The sequence below is a fragment of the Qipengyuania vulgaris genome (assembly GCF_009827325.1).
Classification (GTDB): Bacteria; Pseudomonadota; Alphaproteobacteria; order Sphingomonadales; family Sphingomonadaceae; genus Qipengyuania; species Qipengyuania vulgaris.
Genome location: NZ_WTYC01000004.1, coordinates 260,129 through 281,165 on the forward strand (window position 1 = coordinate 260,129; position 21,037 = coordinate 281,165).

17 protein-coding genes are annotated in these 21,037 nt (G+C 58.1%); 4 read left to right on the forward strand and 13 right to left on the reverse strand.

What is annotated here, in order from left to right; all coding sequences use genetic code 11:
• Nucleotides 1-32: 32 nt before the first annotated feature.
• Entirely contained in the window at nucleotides 33-2,219 is a 2,187-nt protein-coding gene (locus tag GRI69_RS09835; RefSeq protein WP_160728104.1) for a ComEC/Rec2 family competence protein, read from the reverse strand.
• 28 nt (nucleotides 2,220-2,247) lie between these two features.
• On the opposite strand from GRI69_RS09835, the gene gltX reads away from it, so the two are divergent.
• Genes gltX through GRI69_RS09850 form a run of 3 tightly spaced genes read left to right on the forward strand, consistent with a single transcriptional unit; the run spans nucleotide 2,248 to nucleotide 5,182 of the window.
• Nucleotides 2,248-3,678, forward strand: a complete 1,431-nt coding sequence (gene gltX / locus GRI69_RS09840) for a glutamate--tRNA ligase (RefSeq protein ID WP_160728105.1) — start codon at nucleotides 2,248-2,250, stop codon at nucleotides 3,676-3,678.
• A 20-nt stretch (nucleotides 3,679-3,698) separates the two neighbouring features.
• A complete protein-coding gene (locus tag GRI69_RS09845) occupies nucleotides 3,699-4,985 on the forward strand; it encodes a citrate synthase (RefSeq protein WP_160728106.1) in 1,287 nt (428 codons plus the stop codon).
• Nucleotides 4,985-5,182, forward strand: a complete 198-nt coding sequence (locus GRI69_RS09850) for a hypothetical protein (RefSeq protein ID WP_237453034.1) — start codon at nucleotides 4,985-4,987, stop codon at nucleotides 5,180-5,182. The genes GRI69_RS09845 and GRI69_RS09850 overlap by 1 nt, the downstream gene beginning before the upstream one ends.
• 19 nt (nucleotides 5,183-5,201) lie before the next feature.
• Here GRI69_RS09850 and GRI69_RS09855 read toward each other — a convergent pair whose 3' ends face one another.
• From GRI69_RS09855 to GRI69_RS09865, 3 genes are all read right to left on the reverse strand, one after another.
• A complete protein-coding gene (locus GRI69_RS09855; protein ID WP_160728107.1) occupies nucleotides 5,202-6,566 on the reverse strand; it encodes a sensor histidine kinase in 1,365 nt (454 codons plus the stop codon).
• Nucleotides 6,563-7,444, reverse strand: coding sequence for a hypothetical protein (locus GRI69_RS09860; protein ID WP_160728108.1), 882 nt, complete (start codon nucleotides 7,442-7,444; stop codon nucleotides 6,563-6,565). Before GRI69_RS09860 ends, GRI69_RS09855 begins: the two co-directional genes overlap by 4 nt.
• Nucleotides 7,445-7,560: 116 nt before the next feature.
• Nucleotides 7,561-8,739, reverse strand: coding sequence for a hypothetical protein (locus GRI69_RS09865; protein ID WP_160728109.1), 1,179 nt, complete (start codon nucleotides 8,737-8,739; stop codon nucleotides 7,561-7,563).
• A 204-nt stretch (nucleotides 8,740-8,943) separates the two neighbouring features.
• Between GRI69_RS09865 and GRI69_RS09870 the strand changes: the two genes are divergently transcribed.
• Nucleotides 8,944-11,562: a coiled-coil domain-containing protein gene (locus GRI69_RS09870; RefSeq protein ID WP_160728110.1), complete on the forward strand. Its 2,619-nt coding sequence runs from the start codon at nucleotides 8,944-8,946 to the stop codon at nucleotides 11,560-11,562.
• 1 nt (nucleotide 11,563) lies between these two features.
• Here the strand turns inward: GRI69_RS09870 and GRI69_RS09875 are convergent, their stop codons facing one another.
• From GRI69_RS09875 to GRI69_RS09915, 9 genes are read right to left on the reverse strand one after another with little or no spacing between them, the layout of a single operon-like run.
• Nucleotides 11,564-11,836 carry a DUF1467 family protein gene (locus GRI69_RS09875; protein ID WP_160728182.1) on the reverse strand — a complete coding sequence of 91 codons (273 nt, stop codon included), beginning with the start codon at nucleotides 11,834-11,836 and terminating at the stop codon, nucleotides 11,564-11,566.
• A gap of 17 nt (nucleotides 11,837-11,853) precedes the next feature.
• On the reverse strand, nucleotides 11,854-13,512 hold the full coding sequence (locus GRI69_RS09880; protein WP_202391946.1) for a ribonuclease J: 1,659 nt from the start codon (nucleotides 13,510-13,512) through the stop codon (nucleotides 11,854-11,856).
• On the reverse strand, nucleotides 13,509-14,285 hold the full coding sequence (locus tag GRI69_RS09885) for a type III pantothenate kinase (RefSeq protein ID WP_160728111.1): 777 nt from the start codon (nucleotides 14,283-14,285) through the stop codon (nucleotides 13,509-13,511). Before GRI69_RS09885 ends, GRI69_RS09880 begins: the two co-directional genes overlap by 4 nt.
• A gap of 3 nt (nucleotides 14,286-14,288) precedes the next feature.
• Nucleotides 14,289-15,011: a biotin--[acetyl-CoA-carboxylase] ligase gene (locus GRI69_RS09890; protein ID WP_160728112.1), complete on the reverse strand. Its 723-nt coding sequence runs from the start codon at nucleotides 15,009-15,011 to the stop codon at nucleotides 14,289-14,291.
• Nucleotides 15,008-16,462, reverse strand: a complete 1,455-nt coding sequence (nuoN, locus tag GRI69_RS09895; protein ID WP_160728113.1) for an NADH-quinone oxidoreductase subunit NuoN — start codon at nucleotides 16,460-16,462, stop codon at nucleotides 15,008-15,010. The genes GRI69_RS09890 and nuoN overlap by 4 nt, the downstream gene beginning before the upstream one ends.
• Nucleotides 16,462-18,006 carry an NADH-quinone oxidoreductase subunit M gene (locus GRI69_RS09900; RefSeq protein WP_160728114.1) on the reverse strand — a complete coding sequence of 515 codons (1,545 nt, stop codon included), beginning with the start codon at nucleotides 18,004-18,006 and terminating at the stop codon, nucleotides 16,462-16,464. The genes nuoN and GRI69_RS09900 overlap by 1 nt, the downstream gene beginning before the upstream one ends.
• Nucleotides 18,006-20,084 (reverse strand): NADH-quinone oxidoreductase subunit L, encoded by a 2,079-nt coding sequence (gene nuoL, locus GRI69_RS09905; protein ID WP_160728115.1) that lies wholly within the window; start codon nucleotides 20,082-20,084, stop codon nucleotides 18,006-18,008. Before nuoL ends, GRI69_RS09900 begins: the two co-directional genes overlap by 1 nt.
• 6 nt (nucleotides 20,085-20,090) lie before the next feature.
• Nucleotides 20,091-20,396 (reverse strand): NADH-quinone oxidoreductase subunit NuoK, encoded by a 306-nt coding sequence (gene nuoK / locus GRI69_RS09910; RefSeq protein WP_160728116.1) that lies wholly within the window; start codon nucleotides 20,394-20,396, stop codon nucleotides 20,091-20,093.
• Nucleotides 20,393-21,013 (reverse strand): NADH-quinone oxidoreductase subunit J, encoded by a 621-nt coding sequence (locus GRI69_RS09915; protein WP_160728117.1) that lies wholly within the window; start codon nucleotides 21,011-21,013, stop codon nucleotides 20,393-20,395. The genes nuoK and GRI69_RS09915 overlap by 4 nt, the downstream gene beginning before the upstream one ends.
• Nucleotides 21,014-21,037 lie beyond the last annotated feature (24 nt).

Here is a 21,037-nt window from a genome sequence, read left to right on the forward strand (position 1 = left end):
AGCTGGGCGTCCAACTTCGGTCGGGCGCCTCTTTATTGAGATGAGGTAGCCATCCACCAGCCGTGGTCGCCTTGGTAGGCGCCGACAGTCTCTATCCGCTCATCGCCGAGATAGATCGCCGTACCTCCGTTGTCCTCGAGAAAGCGTCGATCAGCCTTTAGCCAGCGGGGACGGCAGCTGAACGGCAACCAACGGTCTGCAATCACGATGTCGGATTTTTCGCAAGCGGCGGCCAAGGCACGTTCGTCGATGTGCTCATCGCTCCGCGCTACCAATAGGTGCCACGTCCGATCCGACCTCTCGATGGGAACGCTGCAGAAATCGGCGTTGCAGCGCGCTTGCGGCCAGTCAGTCATCAAGCGTGGTTTCGCTTCCGTACCGGCCAATTCGATCAGATTTTCCTGTGCATAAGAGCCGGGACTGTCTTTGAGCAAAAACAGTCGACCAGCGGTGTCGACCAATCCGACATCATGGCCATCGCGCGCAATCAGGACATCGGGTGCAGCGGACTGAACGAGCAGTATTGCTCCGATACAAGCTGGAGCAAACCCCAGCAGCCGAGCCCTTCCTCGCCAGAGTGCAAGCCATAATCCGCCAACGACGAATAGCAGAACGATACCGAGACCTATGTGAGGTACCAGCTTAACCGCGCCAGGCTGGGAAGCTGTGGTTCGTGCGATAACGAGGAGAAGGTCCAGCGATTGACCGGCAAGCCACCAAACCGGAGCGCCCAGCCCTGCCACATCGAATAGCAATGCAATTGCTATCAGCGGCATCGAAATAAAGGTAACCAGCGGAATTGCGATTACATTGGCGAATGCTCCATAGAGTCCCGCGCGGTGAAAATGAAACAGTACGATGGGGGTCAAAGCTACTTCAATCACGATGCCGGTAACGAAAAGCGTGATCACCCGCCGCCCAAACCATCTTGCCCAATCTTCCTCCCTCGGCGCAAGGAAATCGCGGACTGGCTTTGCATTGTGCAAAGCTACGATTGCGATCACGGCCGAAAAACTCATTTGGAAGCTTGGCCCGACCAGCGTCTCTGGCCAAAGGATCAGTACGACCCCGGCCGCCACCGCCACCATTCTCATCGATAGAGGCTCGCGTCCGAGCGCCAGAGCAATCAGGACCAGAACTGCGCCGATACAACTTCTGACTGTCGGGACCTGGGCTCCGGTAAGAAGGGTATACCCGATACCTGCGCCTGCGGCGACACAAGCGGCCACTAGTGGCAACCGTATTCGCAAAGTCAGCCATGGCCACAGTGCAAGCAGCTTGAGCGCGATGAAATATGCCGCCGCAATGACAGCGCTTACATGCAATCCGCTTATTGATAGCAAATGCGTCAGTCCGGCATCGCGCATAGCCACCTCGTCCGCTTCGCTGATGGCTCCGCGATCGCCGCTTGCGAATGCAGCTGCTATGCTTCCTGAAGATCCCTCTAGGCGTTCCCGCACATGCGATGACAGCCGCCGCTGCAATCGTGCAATTGCACCGTCCTCTCCTTGCGATGCCTCGACTATCTCGATCTCGCCGACCAGCGAACCGGTGGCAGCATAGCCATCGAACCAGGCGCTTCTGGCGAAATCGTAGGCGCCGGGTAACAGAGGCGCGGAAGGTGGCATGAGGCGGGCGCGAAGACGAATTCGTGCACCTTCATCGAGCGCGGCCAAGTCGTGCTCTAGCGGGACATTGACGCGAACTTTGATTGGCCGCCCGGCCTCGGCATCCCGCGTTGCCAAAACGAGCCTAACCCAGTCTTCAGACGGTTGCTCGTCCCGCTCGAGGATTCGTGCATCGAGCTGCATTAGCGAGGGTCTGTCGATTGCCTCTGCCCCGACCATCTCGGAACGGGCCCATATTATTGCGATACCGATTGCGAAGGCCAGACCCACAGCGGTGACTGCTAGTCTGAGATGAGCGTGTCGATCATCGCCTTTCCACTGGGTTTGAGAAGCAAGGGACAACAGAGTGGCCATCGAAGCAGCAGCGATCCACTGCCACGGTTGCGACAGGAAAAACCAGCTACCGATACCAGCGGCGAAAGCGACCACAAGCCAAGGCCCGCGGTCGAAACCCGAGGCTGCCAGGAAGGCCTCCAATTGCCCCGCGAATCTGGACAATGCGTCACGCATGCGCCAAGGGCGCTGCAATGCAGCATCCGCGGTCAAATCCGTATCGCTGAGCGGAACCAGCGGCGTCCCCTGCGTCGCCATGCAAATACCTGAAAGGAAAGACGAAGGAATGGCAAGCGAAACCGACAAGCAGGTCGTAACGCGGTTCGCTCCGTCGCCAACAGGCTTCCTTCACATCGGCGGCGCACGCACTGCGTTGTTTAACTGGCTGTACGCCCGTCATCATGGCGGCAAGACATTGCTGCGCATCGAAGATACCGACAGCAAACGCAGCACGCAGGAGGCGATCGACAAGATCATCGAAGGCCTTGATTGGCTTGGCCTCGATTTCGATGAGCCACCCGTTTTTCAGTCCGATCGCGCCGAGCGCCATGCCGGAGTGGCAAGGCAGCTACTGGACGCAGGGCATGCGTATAAATGTTACGCGTCGCCCGAAGAACTCGAAGACATGCGTGCGCAACAACGCGCGAACAAGCAGCCGATGCGATATGATCGGCGCTGGCGCGACCGTGACGAAGGCGAGGCACCTGAAGGTGCTCCTTACGTAATACGCCTCAAGGTCCCCACCGAGGGTGAGACTGTGATCCACGACGAGGTCCAAGGTAAGGTTACGGTCAAGAATGCCGAGATCGACGACTATGTCCTTCTGCGGGCTGACGGCACTCCCACTTACATGCTGGCCGTTGTCGTTGATGATCACGACATGGGGGTGACCCACATCATTCGGGGCGACGATCATTTGAACAATGCCTTCCGCCAGTTGCCGATCATGCGCGCGATGAACGAGATCGAAGGCGATTGGCCCGATCCGGTCTATGCCCACGTTCCGTTGATCCACGGCGCGGACGGGGCAAAGCTATCGAAACGGCACGGCGCCGTGGGCGTCGAAGCTTATCGCGACGAAGAAGGAGTGCTGCCGGAAGCTCTCTTCAACTACCTATTACGCCTTGGCTGGGGCCATGGCGATCGGGAAGAAATCACCCGCGAAGAAGCCATCGAACTTTTCGACTTGGATGGTGTCGGAAAAAGCCCCTCCCGCTTTGACATAAAGAAGCTCCAGAACCTCAACGGTCATTATATCCGTGAGGCAGACGATGCACGGCTTGCTTCCTTAGTGGCCGAAAAATTCGGCAATACAGCCGATGTGCAATTGCTCACCAAGGCTATGCCGGTTCTTAAAACACGTGCTAGAACTGTAGGTGAACTGGTTGAAGGTGCAGGATTTCTTTTCAAGAGCCGCCCCTTGGAAATGACTGACAAAGCGGCGACCTTGCTTGATGATGAAAGTCGCGAGAAACTGGCTGGTCTGTCCGCCCGGCTCGCGAAGGAAAATCACTGGACAATCGAGGCACTCGAAGCCACTACGAAATCGTATGCCGAGGAGCTCGATCTGGGTCTTGGCAAGCTGGCGCAGCCTATGCGGGCGGCGCTGACGGGCACAACGACGTCGCCCGGAATTTTCGACGTACTGGTCCTGTTGGGCAAGGAAGAGTCGCTGGCGCGTATTGACGCGCAAGCCTCGCTCGCAGGCAAGGAATAATACGAACCAAGGAGACACGCGTGGCCGACAAGCAGGCAACTCTCAATATCGGCGGACAAGGCCAGGACTTTCCGGTTCTGGAAGGAAGCGTTGGCCCGGACGTCATCGATATCCGCAAGCTATACGGGACGACCGGCAAGTTCACTTACGATCCCGGTTACAAATCGACGGCAAGCTGCGAAAGTGCGCTGACCTATATCGATGGCGAAGAAGGGGTCCTTCTCCACCGCGGCTATCCGATCGGCCAACTGGCCGAAAAATCCAGCTTCATGGAAGTCGCTTACCTGTTGCTCAACGGCGAATTGCCGAAGTCTGACGAACTTGACGACTTCGATTACACGATCACCCGCCACACAATGCTGCACGATCAGTTGCGTCAGTTTTATCAGGGCTTTCGCCGGGACGCGCATCCCATGGCTATCATGTGTGGCGTTGTGGGTGCTTTATCGGCTTTCTATCACGACAGCACCGATATCTCCGATCCCGAACACCGGAAGATCAGTAGCCATCGCCTGATCGCCAAGATGCCGACGATTGCAGCCTGGGCCTACAAATATTCCATCGGCCAGCCTTTCATGCAGCCGGACAACAATCTAAGCTACACCGGCAATTTCCTACGCATGACATTCGGCGTCCCTGCGGAAGAATATGAAATTCATCCGGCGATCGAACGCGCGATGGATCGGATTTTCATTCTGCATGCCGACCACGAGCAGAATGCGTCGACCTCGACCGTCCGCTTGGCTGGCTCGTCGGGCGCGAATCCGTTCGCCTGCATCGCTGCGGGTATTGCCTGCCTTTGGGGCCCGGCTCACGGCGGTGCGAACGAAGCGGCTCTGAACATGCTGCAGGAGATCGGATCGCCTGACCGGATCCCGCACTATATCGAGCGTGCCAAGGACAAGAACGACCCGTTCCGCCTGATGGGCTTCGGTCATCGCGTGTACAAGAATTACGATCCGCGAGCCACGGTCATGCAGCAGACTCTGCGTGAAGTCTTCGAAGCGCTGAACGTGAACGATCCGGTATTCGAGACGGCGCTTAGGCTGGAAGAACTTGCTCTAAATGACGATTATTTCAAGGAAAAGAAGCTCTTCCCGAACGTGGATTTCTATTCAGGTATCATCCTGAATTCGATCGGCTTTCCGACCACCATGTTCACCGCGCTCTTCGCCCTCGCCCGGACTGTGGGCTGGGTTGCGCAGTGGAACGAGATGATCTCCGATCCCGGCCAGGTCATCGGTCGTCCGCGCCAGCTGTATACCGGGCCTACTGAGCGCGACTACGTACCCATCGGCCAGCGCTGATGCTGCGATTCACCCTCATGGTCTTCGGAATGGCATTCATGCTTTCCGGAGGCCTTTGGGTGTTGCAGGGATTGGGTCTCGTGAAATGGCCAAGCGACAGCTTCATGCTCGCAGAGCGTAGTTGGGCGATCTACGGCGGGCTGACCTTCCTGCTGGGTGCGCTTTTGTTTTGGCGTGGCTCCCTGATCGCAAAATAGTGTGGCTCGGTCTTCCCGGCTAGTCTGTTTCCGCCGGTACCGAGAGCGTGAAGCGGGCGCCTTGTCCAGGCGCGCTTTCTACCGTCAAATCTCCGCCCATCGCGCGAGCGATACGGCGCGAAATATATAGCCCCAAACCAGATCCACCGTCGTCACCGCGGCCAAGCCTTTCGAACTTCTCGAAGACCTTGCGCTGTTGCTGATCATCTAGACCATGGCCTTGGTCGGCAACGGTTATCATTGCCCTATTCCCGATAGCATCTAGGCGAACCCAAATTCGGCTGTCCTTTGGTGAATATCGAATGGCATTGCCTACCAAATTGAGCAAAACCTGTAAGACCCGGCGGAATTCAGCGACCGCCATTTGACTTTCTCCTTCTGAAGGAGGGTCAAGGACGATGCCGCGCTCATTCGCGCGTACCCCGAGAATACCGCAGGCGCGCCGGGCTACATCGCCGAGATCGATCCGATCGGGTGCAGTCGTGAAATCGTCGGCCTCGACCACCTCCAGGTCGGACAGATCGTCGATCAGCGCGAGCAAGTGTTGTCCTGCGCTCGCAATATCAGCTGCGTAGTCGCTATATTCCGCTTTCAGTGGTCCTGCGAGTTTGGCGCGGATTGTTTCCGCGTTCGCAATGATGCGGTTTATGGGTTGGCGCAGAACCGGCGTCAGGTCCTTTCCTAGCGATGGCGTAGCTGTCTTTCCGCTGCCCTTCACCACAGCGAGGGGTCGCGAGGCGCTGAGGTGCAAAACGAAACCGGCGCTCCCAGGCTCTGGCTGGCCGAGAGGCTCGAGGGACGCGATCCATTCGCGTTGCGAACCCGCAATCCTGCACCTGCTTCCATCAAGCAGCTCCCAATGCATCGGCTGCTCATGAACGTCGTTCGGAAAAATCGCGAAGTCGGTCCATGGACGACCGACCCCGTTGGTCAACATCTTGCCAAATTCGAGCAGATCCGGTGCGTCTGTTTCGACCGATAATACCCGTTGTGAAGGATTAAGCCTCGCGGTGCATTCCGCTAGATAGCGGCGGACCTCTGTGTGTCGGAGCTTGGCATTCGCGGCGCTGTCCGGAGTTATCTGATCGAGATTCCAGCTGGCTACCGCGATTTCACAGCCCCCAGCGCAGCCTTCAGCAGGCGCGATATCGACCCATGCCGCGACTCGTTGCTGTCCATCGGTGGCGTGGAATTGGCGCGACAAGCGGAAACCAAACTCACGGGCTTTCCCAACCAATACAAGCAATTCGGGGATTGCAAGCGTGCTACCGATTTTGCCTCCACAAGCGCGGTTGAGTTGCGCGAGCGGCCCGTCGGCTTCCAGCAAATTGTCTTCTGCATCGGTCTTGCCGTACGCGATGGATCGGGTGTCGGAACTTGTCATGATCGCTGCTCGAACGCATGGGCCGCATCAAGTAGCATCCCGCGTGCCTGATCCTGATCGATCTGGTCCAGACCGACCAATGGAGCTGCCCCAGGGTGGAGACGCAAGAGGGTTTCGTCGATGCGCCGAGGATCAAGACCGGCAGCGCGAAGGCCCAATGCAAGGCGGACGGTTTGGCGGCCATGGCTTGAGAGCACAGCCAATTCCCGAGTTTGTCCGGAGCGCATTGCGAGTGCCGTGAAAAACAATCCCGCTCCCGCATCTTCCAATAGCAAGTCGCTTCGATCATTCCAAAGGCTGACTAACCGCTCGAAGAGAGCGATCCGTGCGGAGCTTTCATCGAAGGACTTGCGCAATCTGGTTTCCGCACGATCAAAGGCTTCACTGCGACACTCGCCACAGTAGCTTCGCCACGCCAGAAGCAACTGATGAAGCAGTTCACCAGGTAATTCGCCCAACGGCAATTCCATCCGTCGCTGAGCTTGGACAAATCGGGCCTGCGCAGCGAGGGTTGCCATCGCAATGCTGGAAGTCGTCGGATCGGAATCTGCTATCAGCCGCTGCATAGCAGGCGACAACACGGGATCGATGCCCAATTCCGCTTCCAATCGGCTTGTCATCTGCCATTCGATGGCCAGCGCGTGGCAATGAGCCAGCAAATTACCGCATGCCTGAAAATGCTCAGCCAGTGCTTCGCCATGACGATCCGCAAAGGCGTCACGTCCCTTTTTACCAGTCGCATCTGCCTGTGTGTGCAAAACCTGCCGTGCGAGATCAGCGAGCATCCCTGCCACGCGAGCAACGATCTCGTCGCTGAAAAGCGAATGATCGGGGGCGGACAGTAGATGACCGAGGATGGGTTCGATGCCTGCCAACATGGAATCGCTGCGCACCAACGCCGCGCGCAGATCGACGCCCGAAGCATGCTCGGCTCTACTCATGACGGGCACACGGTCCATCACAGACACCTACCATTGCAGTGGTTAATTCACTGTTAGTCGTCACGCAACGGCCTGAAGAAGCGCGTTGCAAGGACTAGCAAGGAAAGAGCCGCTGCCATCTCCGTTGAGATGCCAAAGAAGGCAGCCGGAGCAAGCAAGAGTCCCAGCAAGATGCGATCCGAGTAGGTTGCCCGCCAATCCTCGCTGGCGTGACGTTCACCAAGCCGCAGTAGGCCAATGAGGATCAGGGGAACGAACCCTCGAAGGAGGCCGAGTTCTTCTGGCGCAGCCAAAATCAGAAGTATCGCGAAAAGTGGGTCGATGAGAAGGTCGACAAGCCTTCTCAGCGGATTTGGTTTGCTTCGTGGACGGCCACGCCTTGCCACCCGTTCCACTACACCCCCAATATGAGCAAACAGGGCACCAAGGGCGGTCAAGCCGATTCCTACTGACGCATATCCCAGAAACCCGAAAGTCATCGCCGCAAGTAAGCAAACTGCGGAAGCTGCCAGTGGAAATGGTTCGGCGGACTGGCCAACAATATCACGGGTGAGGCGAGCGCCGGCGCGCTCGGCGACTGCGAGGCCAGGAGCGCGAAAGGCTATTCTCCGGCGCTGTGAGTCAATCCATCGTTTCTCGCGCAATTTCAGCGTTTGACGGTCGGCATCGAGATGCCATTGACCCTCGGCCAGCAACTTACGATCCAGGGGAACAAGGCGAATACCGGATTGCAACGCAATACGCATCAAGGCGCTGGGTACATCAACGTCACCCGGTAATTCGGCCAGTTTCTCGACGAGGTGCCCCGGCACCAGCATGGCCCCTGCCCAAGCAAAGCCTAGATCAATTCTCTCATGGCCGAGCGGAACTGCAAGGTCGGCAGGGAAGGCAAGAACTCCCATATCGGATAACGCCGATTTCACCGCATCATCGTCGGGGAGAAGGCCCGAAACAATCACGAACAATTCGTCATCTGCTGTTACCATGCCGCCGAGCCGCGATGGCTGACGAATGGCACGAAACTTCATCTCGGAGCATTCGGCCCGATGCTGCAACTCGACAACCTCTCGCTCAACCGCATTGACGAGACAGATAACCCTTTCGCATCCCAGTTCCCGCGCAAGATCAAGCTGTCTCTCTACAACCATCGCGCCCGCAAAATTAGCAAACGGAGGTCTTGCCGAGCCGGGGTGTGCATTCCGGTCCACCGTCGAGAGCAAGGCAATGCGCATTGTCAGTCCCCATGTTGCGGCGCTCGATGAACCATAAGGTTCGCGCCGCTAACCTGCAAAGCGTCCAAGTGCAAATGCGCACGGCAAGGTTGAGGGCTGCCTTAGCTTCCAAAAACGGTCGAGCGAACGGAAATTCCGCATAACCTGCCGGTTTGAAAGGTTAACAAGGGTTTCTGGTATCGAAGGACATGCTACACAAAGGGAATGGCAAAGCGCTCCCACATTTCTGTCGTCGAAGGCGAGACCAACGCTTTCGATGTTCCCGAGAACACCGGCCCTCTGGAGGAGCAGGTTCTTGACGATCTTGACGATGCAAATGTCGAGTGGAGCGAAGATGAGGCAGAACCAGCGGGACGAAGCTGGGTTATACCTTCCTTGGCGACACTGGGTGTTGCAGCCTGGACAATTTTCTACGGGTGGACGATCTGGCCTGAAATAGCATCTGATGGGACCGCACAACGATGGGCCTCGTCGATCATCGAGTGGTCTGTTCCGACGCTTCTCATCATAGCTTTATTGATGCTCGCCACGCGGAACTCCACGCGGGAGGCCCAACGCTACGGTCTTGTTGCTCGAAGCCTCTCGGACGAGTCGGAATTGCTGGAAAGCCGCCTGGTCATCATCAATCGCGAGCTCAGCCTTGCGCGTGAGTTTCTTGGAAATCAGTCGCGCGATCTCGAATATCTGGGCCGGAGCGCTTCCGAGCGAATATCCGAACATGCTGACCGTCTCCAGGGGCTTATTCGCAATAATGGCGAGCAAATCGATTCAATTCACGGCGCCAGCACCTCGGCGCTGGAAAATATGGAGAAGTTGCGAGGCAATCTCCCAGTAATTGCGAATTCGGCCCGGGATGTCTCGAACCAGATCGGCGGTGCCGGTCGGGCGGCTCAGGAGCAGCTCGGTGCGCTGGTTGGCGGTTTCGAGCGTCTCAACCAGTTCGGAGAAGCGAGCGAGCGACAGGTCGGGTCGCTACGCAAGCGTGTCGATGAAGCGCTGGCCGCGTTTCTTGAGCAAGCGAACGAGCTTGAAACGATTACCGCCGAACGGTTTGCAGCTCTTTCAGAGGGCAGCGATGCCGTTCGCAGAGACTTGCAGACTCATGAGATCGAGGCGCTTTCCGCCTTACGCGCGCGGAGCATTGCGCTGCGCAGTGAACTGGCAGAAGCGCATACCGCTGCAAGCGATGAAGAAGAGCAGGCAATCGCTTCCCTGCGCGTTCGGGTTCATTCGTTGAGAGACGAAGCGAGCGAAATCGCCCGTGGTATTCGCGAAAATCAGGACAACGCTATGGGCATTTGGGGTGGCCAGGTCGAGGCGATGCGAAACCGGCTTGATGAAGCCGTGGCAGAGATCAAGCAAATTGACGAAAATGCACTGGAAGCTGCAAATGCCAAGCTCAGGGCTCTGTTCGAAGAAGCCGAGAAGGTTGATCGGAGGATTGCCGAACACAACCGACTATTTGAAGAAGAAACACTTCGCCGCACCGAAACGCTCTCGGCTGCACAGGACGAGATGGCAGCTTCGCTTGAGGAGCGGCTTGGAACACTTGACGCGGTCATAGCGGAACGACGTGAAGCACAGCGATTGCAGATTGGTGCGCTTGTCGAGGATGGCGAAGCACTTGGTGACCGCATCAGTGCGCTCGGGACGACGTTCAACTCGATTGCCGCACAAGGTCATGAAGCACGAGAGGCTCTTGGCGGCGGGATAGACGCCCTGGCCGAGCAATTGCGGAGCACCCGCGAGGCTTTGACCGGTACAGACGAAGATATCGTCCGCCTTACCGATGCGAGCGTGCGCCTGCTCGAACTCATTCAGGCGAGCGCGAAACAGAGCGCGGAGAATTTGCCCAAGGCCATGGAAGCGTCCGAAGCGCGTCTTGCAGAAATAGAACAGCGGGCCGGCGGTATTCATTCACTGTTGGATCAGGCGCGGATGACCGGCGAAGGCCTGACCGAAGGTATGACGGGAATCGAAGATCGGACACGCGCCGCCATGGAAGGGTTCGACGCTTTCCAGCAGAATTTTGAGGGGACTGCGGAACGTCAGATCGAAAGCGTTGAGCGTTTGCGCTCCAACCTCGTTGCTCTGGCGAGCGACAGCAACGAATTTGCGGACCAGGTGCAGAACGAATTGCGGCAGGCGATCGTCACTCTGGAAGAGAAAGCCCAATCCGCTCTCGCCGCTATCGAAGACGAGCAGTCCGGTCGTATCAATCGGATTGCAGAAACGATAGGTTCGCGAAGCGCAGACCAGATCGAAAAAGCATTGGCCGAACGAACTGAGAATGCGCTCGCCGAGCTGGACGAGGCGCGTGAGCGATCGGACCAGGCAACTCGGGAAATGACCCTACATCTAAGAGAGCAACTCGGTCGCTTGAACGAACTGACGGTAAATCTGGAAACGCGCATCATCAGCGCACGTGAAAAAGCAACTGACACGATCGACGGCGACTTCGCGCGGCGCGTGGCGCTTATCACCGAAAGTCTTAACTCCAACTCCATTGACATCGCAAAGGTGCTGTCGAGTGAAGTAACCGATACAGCTTGGGCAAGTTATCTGAGAGGTGACCGCGGTATTTTCACCCGGCGTGCTGTTCGCTTGCTTGATAATTCGGAAGCCCGGGAAATCGCCGAGATTTACGATAATGACAGTGATTTCCGGGAGCACGTCAATAGGTACATCCACGACTTCGAGGGCATGCTGCGCACCATGCTATCGACCCGAGACGGGAATGCGGTGAGTGTCACGCTGCTTTCCAGTGATATGGGCAAGTTGTACGTCGCACTCGCGCAGGCGCTCGAACGCCTGCGGCAGTAGCCTAGTTCGCAGTAGGCCCCCAGAAAATCAGGTCTTCCGCAGTGATCCAGCCATACGCGTAGTTAATGACGTAAACTGCCGTAACTGCCGCTGCGAGAACAGTAGCGCGTTTTGCTATCAGCTTCGGCTGAAAATTGGCCGGTGCACTCTCAGCTTGGCCCGGGATCTTGTCCATTCCAGCTTCATCGTGCGTTTGCACCCCGAACGGCAGTAGGATGAAGGCGCTCACCACCCAGAACAGCGCATAAATTGCCAAGATCGACGTCCATTGCATCGGGAGCTCGAAAGGCATCAATCCAGCCCCTTGGTGGGCAGAATGACGCGAACCTGCGGTCTTTTCCCGGACCACCGCTGTGCTGCGCGTCGGGTAGCCAAGCGCGCCGCTTCGTGGATGGCGCTGGCAGACTTGCGATCAGATCCCTTGAGCTTGCCGATAGCAGCACGAATGTCCTGCATCGTCTCTGCGACGAAATCTTCATAGTCCTCGTCGAGCGGCAGACCGAGGCTGTCGATCAAGGGGTTAAGCCGGTCGTCGAGAGCCACGATCACGACACCCTCGTGCATGATCCGCCGGCGCATCACGATACTGTCACCATCGGCGGGCGCGATGATATCGCCATCGAGCACCAGACGCCCTGCCCTAGCCTCGGCGATCTTCCCGGGCGCACCCGGAGCGAGGCGAACAATGTCGCCATTTTGCTGCGTTACCGCATCGGGAATGCCGCTTGCGATGCCCAGGCGCGCCTGCTCCTGCATGTGCCGCATCTCTCCATGGACCGGGACGAGCACTTCAGGCCTCAGCCACCCATAGAGCGCTTCGAGTTCCGGGCGACCCGGATGGCCGGAAACATGGATCAGGCTTTGCCGATCGGTGACCATGCTGATCCCCTTCGCCGCAAGCCGGTTTTGTACTGCGCCGATCGCGAGTTCATTGCCCGGAATTTGGCGGCTCGAGAAAAGGACTACATCGCCCGAGACAAGCTTGATCGGATGGTTATCTTCCGAGATTCGCGAGAGTGCTGCCCTGGGTTCGCCCTGCCCGCCCGTCGCCAGAATTAAGATTTCGCCGCGAGGCAACCCCATTGCAGTATCGAAATCAACCGTATCGGGGAAGTCGGTGAGATATCCGCTCTGCTGCGACACTTCGATAATCCTGTCGAGCGATCGCCCGGCAACGCAAACCTGTCGACCCGTTTCCCGAGCGACCTCGCCGAGTGTGTGCAAGCGCGCAACATTGCTTGCAAAGGTCGTGACCAAGACGCGCTTCCCCGGGTGGCGCTGAACCTCTTCGAGCAACCCTTTGAATACCGCGCCTTCCGATCCACTGGGAGCGGGATTGAAAACATTTGTGCTGTCGCAGACCAGCGCGAGTACACCCTGATCGCCGATTTGAGTCAGTTCTTCCTCTGTGGTGGGCTCGCCGATGATCGGATCCTCATCGAGTTTCCAGTCACCCGTGTGGAAGATATTCCCGTGAGGCGTCTCGATCAGTAACGCATTGCCCTCCGCAATGGAGTGGGCAAGCGGGATATAGGTGATGTCGAATGGTCCGACTTGAAAACTGCCGTGGTCTTCTTCGATGATTATGAGTTCAACCTGGCTTTCAAGTCCTGCTTCATCGAGCTTCCGACGCACCAGCTCGGCCGTGAATGGCGTGGCGTAAATCGGCACGCCGAGATCCGCCGCGAAATATGGAACCGCGCCGATATGATCTTCGTGAGCATGGGTCAGGACTATCGCTTCGAGGTCTTTGGTGCGCTCTTCGATGAATTCTAGGTCAGCGAACACCAGGTCCACACCAGGATATTGGCCCCCCGAAAAGGTCATTCCAAGATCGACCATCAACCAGCGGCCTTGGCACCCGTAAAGGTTGACGTTCATGCCGATTTCGCCCGAGCCGCCCAAGGCCAGGAACAGGAGTTCGTCTTCGGGAGTGAAATCTTTCTTCAAGAGATTGCTCGCTCAGCAAGTATGGCGAGACCGTCGAGCGTGAGATCGCTATCCACGGCATCAAATAGGTCGGTGTGTTCGTCGAACAGCAAAGCGAGGCCGCCCGTGGCAACGACGCGAGCAGGACGTCCGATTTCGCGCTTCATGCGATCGACGAGCCCTTCGATCAGCGATACATAACCCCAGAAGACGCCGATAAGCATCTGGTCTTCCGTATTGCGACCGATCACGCTGTCGGTAGCGGGCTTTTCGATTGCGATGCGTGGCAGCTTTGCAGTGTTGCCCACCAGCGCATCTAGCGAAAGGTTAATGCCCGGTGCAATGATCCCGCCCTTGTAGGCTCCGTTGAAGTCGACCGCATCAAACGTTGTTGCGGTACCGAAGTCGACCACGATCAGGTCCCCCGTGTATTTGGCATGCGCTGCGAGCGCATTTAACGCCCTGTCGGCGCCGAGCGAACTCGGCTGTTCAATGTCGAGTTCAAATCCCCATTCCGCCCCGCTCTGACCGGCGATGATCGGTTCTATGCCGAAATACTTCTGCGCAAGCACGGTGAGGTTGTGGACCGAGCGCGGAACGACCGAACCAATGATGATGCCGGTGATGTCTTCGCGGGCATAGCCTTCAAGCGCGATTAGCTGCAGCAGCCACACCGCGTATTCGTCACCGGTACGGCGAGCGTCGGTGGCGATACGCCAGCGTGCCTTGATATCCCGCCCTTCGAAGAGAGCGAAGACTACGTTGGTATTCCCGACATCAGCTGCCAAAAGCATCGCTCAGCCCTCCTCATTAGCGAGCATCACGTCACCTGCGTGAATGACACGGCTCTCGCCCCCAGCCAAGCGTAGACGCAGAGCACCATCCTCGGTCAGCCCGGCGAACGTGCCATTGATTGGCTGCTCGCCAGGAGGGCTCACTGTGAGCGGGGCACCGAACGGGTGGGCGATACTTTCCCAGCGGCGAACCAATGGATCGAGCCCATAGGTCCGCCAACGTTCAAGCTCCTTGTCAAAACTGGCTGCAAGAGCATTCGCAAAAAGGTCACGGTCCGGAGGGGGACCGAAGGTGGAGAGCGTTGTGGTGCGGCGTGCGGGTAGGTCGGGAGCGGCGGCCAGATTCACTCCGATACCAACGATGATCGCGTCACCCTCGCGTTCGAGAAGAATACCGGCGAGCTTTGCTCCTCCAAACATCAGATCGTTAGGCCACTTAAGTCTTAGATCGGTTGGATTTGCGACGAGAGGCAACACTGCTTCATATAGTGCCAGGCCGGCCAGCAAGGCGAGGCTGGCTGGCGCCGGATCGCGACCGTGCGGCCGGACCAGGGTCGACCCCATGAAGTTGCCATGACCGTCGAACCATGTCCGGCCTTGGCGCCCGCGGCCTGCCGTCTGGCGGTCGGTTACGAGCCAGTCCCCTTCACTGATTGCATCGCCCGCCCGCAGCGCAGTAGCGAGGTCGGCGTTGGTACTCCCGGTTTCTTGAACCGTGCGAATCAAGCGACGTAAAACAGCATCTGCGCGGCTGCGTCCGCCAGATTGCCGAGCCACGGTGTCAGCAAATAGCCGAGGGGCGAGATAACCGCCACGCTGAGACCCAAGACAATCCAGTGCGACACCGGCGCCGCAGCCGGGGCGGCTCCTTGCGGCTCATCGAAGAACATTACCTTGATGAACTTGATGTAATAAAAGGCCCCGATAACGCTGGCTGCGATGCCAATCGCGGCTAGCGCAATCATATCCGCCTGCACTGCGGCCTGAAAGACCACGAACTTGCCCCAGAAGCCGAACAGCGGGGGGATGCCGGCAAGGCTGAACATGAGCGCAAGTAGACACCATGCCAATACCGGGCTGGTGGTTGAGAGGCCGGAAATGTCGTCGAAGGTTGCAAGGGCATTACCTTCGCTGTCACGCAGCATGAGCAGGGCGACAAAGCTGCCAATGGTCATGAACACATAGATTGAGAGGTAGACGAGCACGCCCGAAATTCCCTCGGGGGTCGCTGCTGCAAGACCAATCAGGATAAAGCCGACATTGTTGATCGAAGAATAGGCGAGCAGTCGCTTCAGGTTCGTTTGTCCGATTGCCCCCAATGCACCGACCACGATGGAAGCGAGGGCGGCAAAGATGACGATCTGCTGCCAGGCTTCGACCTGCCCACCAAACGGGCCGGTCGCGATACGCACCAGCATAGCCACCGCTGCAACCTTCGGGGCGCTCGCAAAAAAGGCAGTCACCGGCGTCGGTGCACCTTCGTATACGTCGGGCGTCCACATGTGGAACGGGACAGCGGCGACCTTGAATGCAATCCCCGCGAGCACGAACACAACACCGAACATCGCACCGGTCGAGAAGTCGGCAGCGAACGCTGTACGGATGCCCTCGTAACTGGTCGTGCCGGAAAAGCCGTACACCAGGCTGACGCCGTAGAGGATGATGCCCGAGGCGAGGCCGCCGAGGACAAAGTACTTGAGGCCCGCCTCGCTGGACTTGCCGTCGCGCCGCGCGAAACTGGCCAGGACATAGGACGAGAGACTCGACATTTCGAGACCGATATAGAGCGTCATCAGGTCGGTGGCAGAAACCATCAAACCCATACCGACCGCGTTGAACAGCATCAGCACCGGATATTCACCGCGATACTCACCGCGCGCATCGAAATAACGCGGAGCGACGATCAGGCAGGCGATGGTTGCGATGTAAACCAGGCTCTTCGCGAACACCGCAAAGCCGTCGGCCAGGAAAAGGCCGCCAAACGCGCTCCCCGCCAACCCACCATCGAACAACGAGACGTTGAACAACAGTGCACCGAATAATGCGGCGACAGCGGCAATGGTGATAGCGCGAGCAGCTTTTTCGCTGGTCCATGCGGTGACCAACAGCAACACGAGTCCGGTGACCGATAGGCCGATTTCGGCGCCTGTGAGGTATAGAGAAGTGGAGTAGGACATCAGTGCTCTCCCTCCCCTTCATGGCTCGGCTCGACAAAGTTCGCCGCCTTTGAGCGAGGTGCGCCTACTTCAAGCGCGCTGTCGTAGCGCGGCGCAACGCCGGCCAGTCTGGTTTCAAGGGCGGCGATGTCCTGACGCATGGGTGCTAGGAAGCTTTCCGGATAGATGCCCATCCACAGCACGGCGGCTGCGATCGGAGCAAGCATGGCCCATTCGCGGGCGTTAAGATCGGGCATTGCGGCGGCATCGGCGTTCTTCTGCTCGCCGTACGCCACCCTGCGGTAAAGGTAGAGCATATAGGCCGCGCCGAGGATAATACCTGTCGTGCAGACCAAGGCTACGAAGGTCGAGACTTCGTAGATGCCTGCCAATGCCAAGAATTCACCCACAAAGTTGCTCGTGCCCGGGAGGCCGACCGCGGCCATGGTGAAAAGCAAGAAAAAGACAGCATACTTCGGCATGTTGATTGAAAGCCCGCCATAACGGGAAATCTCACGCGTATGCAGGCGGTCGTAGATTACGCCGACGCAAAGGAACAATGCTCCTGATACAAGACCGTGGCCGAGCATCACCATCATCGCGCCCTCGAGGCCTTGGACGTTAAAGGCGAAGAGGCCGACCGTCACGATCGCCATGTGGGCCACCGAGGAATAGGCAATCAGCTTTTTCATGTCGTGCTGCACCAGCGCGACAAGCGAGGTATAGATCACCGCCACCATAGAGAGCGCGAAGACCAGCCAGGCAAGATCGGCGCTGGCGTCCGGGAACATCGGCAGGCTGAAGCGGATGAACCCGTAACCGCCGAGTTTCAGGAGAACGCCGGCAAGGATGACCGAACCGGCAGTCGGTGCCTGCACGTGCGCATCTGGCAGCCATGTGTGGACCGGCCACATAGGCATCTTTACCGCAAAACTGGCGAAAAAGGCGAGCCACAGCCACAGTTGGGCATCAACCGGGAAATCATACTGCATCAGCGCCGGGATCGCCGTCGTTCCTGCCTCGTTCACCATCCACAGCATGGCGATCAACATCAGCACCGAGCCGAGAAGCGTGTAGAGGAAGAACTTATAGCTCGCGTAGATGCGGTTATCGCCGCCCCACACGCCGATGATCAGGTACATCGGGATTAGGCCGGCCTCGAAGAAGATGTAGAACAGGAAAAGGTCCTGCGCGGCGAAAACGCCGATCATCAGCACTTCCATCAGCAGGAAAGCAGCCATGTATTCGCCGACGCGCTTTGTGATAGAATCCCAGCTGGCAAGGATACAGATTGGCATCAGGAAGACGCTGAGCATGATGAGCATCAGCGCAATGCCGTCGATACCGAGCGCGTATTCGAAGCCCGCGAACACCTGCGCCCGTTCGGTGAACTGCCATTGCGCGCCGCCGATATCGTAATTGAGCCATAGCAGGATGCCGAGCGCGAGGTCGATCAGTGTCGCGAACAGCGCCACCATCCGCGCACTAGAGGCGTTTAGGAACAGGCAGCAGATCGCCGCGACGAGCGGCACGGCAAGCATGAGCGAAAGGATGGGAAACTCCATCAGAACAGCACCCAGGTGACGGCGGCGACAAGCCCGAGGAGCATCACCAGCGCATAGCTATAGAGATATCCGGTCTGGAACCGCTTGGCGCCGACGGCACCCTTCTCGACCACCCAGGCCACGCCATTGGGGCCGAAGCGATCGATCATTCCGACATCGCCCAGTTTCCAGAACTGGCGGCCCAGCCAGAAGGCGGGGACCACGAAGAGGTAGTGATAGAGCTCGTCGAAATACCACTTGTTGTAAAAAAAGCGATAGACCGGACCGAGCTGTTCAGCCGCTTTGCCGGGAATGCTAGTGTCCTTGATGTAGGCGAGCCATGCGGCAAGCAGACCAAGAAGCATCACGACAGTAGCTGTCAGCTTCACCCATGTCGGCACCGCATGGAGGCCGTGGATGAGGTTCTCGTTAAAATAAATGGAACCGGCCCAGAACGCTCCGTTCACAGCACCCGAAGAGCCATCGATGAAAGCATCCTTGAACACGTAACCGGCGAGCACCGCACCAATCGACAGCACACCCAGCGGGATCAGCATTGAGAGCGGGCTTTCATGCGGATGATAGCCTGCAGTCCCTGCCTCGTAGTTGGGCGAAGGCACGGAGTGTGTCACGTCTTCGCCAGCATCTTCCTGCTTGGGCGCATTGTGCTCGTCCGGCTCGTCATGCCCGTCGTGGACCGCGTGCTGGATATGATGGCTGTCTGCCCAACGCGGCTTGCCCCAAAAGGTGAGGAACATGAGGCGCCAGCTGTAAAAGCTCGTCAGCAGTGCGGCGAGCGCTCCCATCCAGAAGGCGAAGTTGCCAAGCTCGGTCCCGCGCGCGAACGCCGCCTCGAGAATGGCGTCTTTCGAATAGAAGCCGGCAAAGCCGAACACGTAAAGGACCCCGACCCCGGTAATCGCCAGCGTACCGGCCATCATCGCCCAGAAGGTAAAAGGAATCTCCTTACGCAAGGCGCCATAATAACGCATATTCTGCTCGTGGTGCATCGCATGGATGACCGAGCCGGCGCCCAGGAACAGCAGCGCCTTGAAGAAGGCGTGCGTGAACAGGTGGAACATCGCCGCGCCGTATGCGCCCACACCAGCTGCGAAGAACATGTAGCCGAGCTGCGAGCAGGTCGAATAAGCGATGACGCGCTTAATGTCCCACTGCGTCGTGCCGACGGTTGCGGCGAAGATACAGGTAGCAGCGCCGATGAAGGTCACCATGGCGAGCGCAACTGGTGCGGTTTCGAACATGGGCGACAGGCGGCAGACCATGAACACGCCTGCGGTAACCATGGTCGCTGCGTGGATAAGTGCTGAAACCGGGGTCGGGCCCTCCATTGCGTCCGGAAGCCATGTGTGCAGGCCGAGCTGCGCCGACTTGCCCATCGCGCCGATGAACAGGAGGATGCAGAGCACGTCCATCGTGTGCACGCGCAGGCCGAGGAAGCCGATCGTCGCTCCGCTCATTCCCGGCGCTGCGGCAAGGATTTCAGGGATCGAGACGGTCCCGAATACCCAGAAGGTCCCGAATATACCCATCATGAAGCCCAGGTCGCCAACGCGATTGACCACGAAGGCCTTGATCGCAGCGGCGTTGGCGCTCGGTTTCTTGAACCAGAACCCGATCAGCAAATAGCTGGCGAGGCCCACGCCTTCCCAACCGAAGAACATTTGCACCAGGTTATCAGCCGTCACGAGCATCAGCATGGCGAAGGTGAAGAGCGAGAGATAGGCGAAGAACCTCGGCTGGTCCGGGTCTTCTTCCATATAGCCCCAGCTATAGAGGTGAACGAGCGCCGAAACGGTGGTGATGACCACCAGCATAACCGCGGTCAGGGTGTCGACCCTTAGCGCCCAGTCGAAAGAAAGTGCCCCCGACTGTACCCAAGTTAGAACAGGGACGACCTCGGCCTCTGCGCTTCCGCTCACGAAACCGAGGAAAATCGGCCAGCTCAGCGCGCAGGCGATAAACAGCGCGCTTGTCGTTATAGCCTTCGCAAAAACGCTGGGAGCAATCTTATTGACGAGGCCCGCAACGATCGCTGCGAGCAGCGGCAGAAAGACGATCAGGAGAATGGAATTCTGCACGGATGCTTATCCCTTCATCCGGTTGGCATCGTCGACTGCGATCGTGCCGCGGCCACGGAAATAGATGACGAGAATTGCGAGCCCAATCGCCGCTTCCCCCGCGGCGACGGTCAGCACGAACATGGCAAAGACCTGCCCCACAAGGTCACCCAGGAAGGCACTGAACGCCACGAGATTGATATTCACCGCCAGCAAAATGAGCTCGATCGCCATCAGGATGACGATGATGTTCTTGCGGTTGAGAAAAATACCGAGGACGCCCAGCACGAACAGGATTGCACTGACGATGATATAGTGTTCGATGCCGATCACAGTTCGACCCCCCGGCCCACTTCGGGCTGCTTCATCACAGTCGCTTCATTCGGATTGCGGCGGTTCTGCTTACCGATATCCTGATGACCGCGCTTAGTCTTCGGCGGACGGTGCGTCAGGACGATCGCACCAATCATCGCGACCAGCAGAATTAGTCCCGCGGCTTCGAACAGGAACAGGTACTTCGTGTAGAGCAGCGCACCGATCGCGCCGGTATTGCTTTCCACCATGGCAGGTCCGTCACTCGCCATCGGTGTGCCGAGTTCGATTGACCCAACCTGATAAGCACCGATGCCAAGCACCAGTTCCGCCAGCAAGACCAGAGCAATGACGATGCCCAGCGGGAAGTTCTTTACAAACCCCGCGCGCAATTCGGCCACGTCGATGTCTAGCATCATGACCACGAATAGGAACAGCACCGCGACCGCCCCGACATAGACGATGACAAGCAGCATCGCGATGAATTCCGCGCCGACCAATACCATGAGGCCGGCAGCGTTGAAGAATGCAAGGATGAGCCACAGCACCGAGTGCACGGGATTGCGTGCCGTGATCACCATCACGGCCGATGCAATGACGAGCACCGCAAACATGTAAAAGGCGATAGTCTGGATCATGTTGCCCCAAATTCGGTTGCGGCG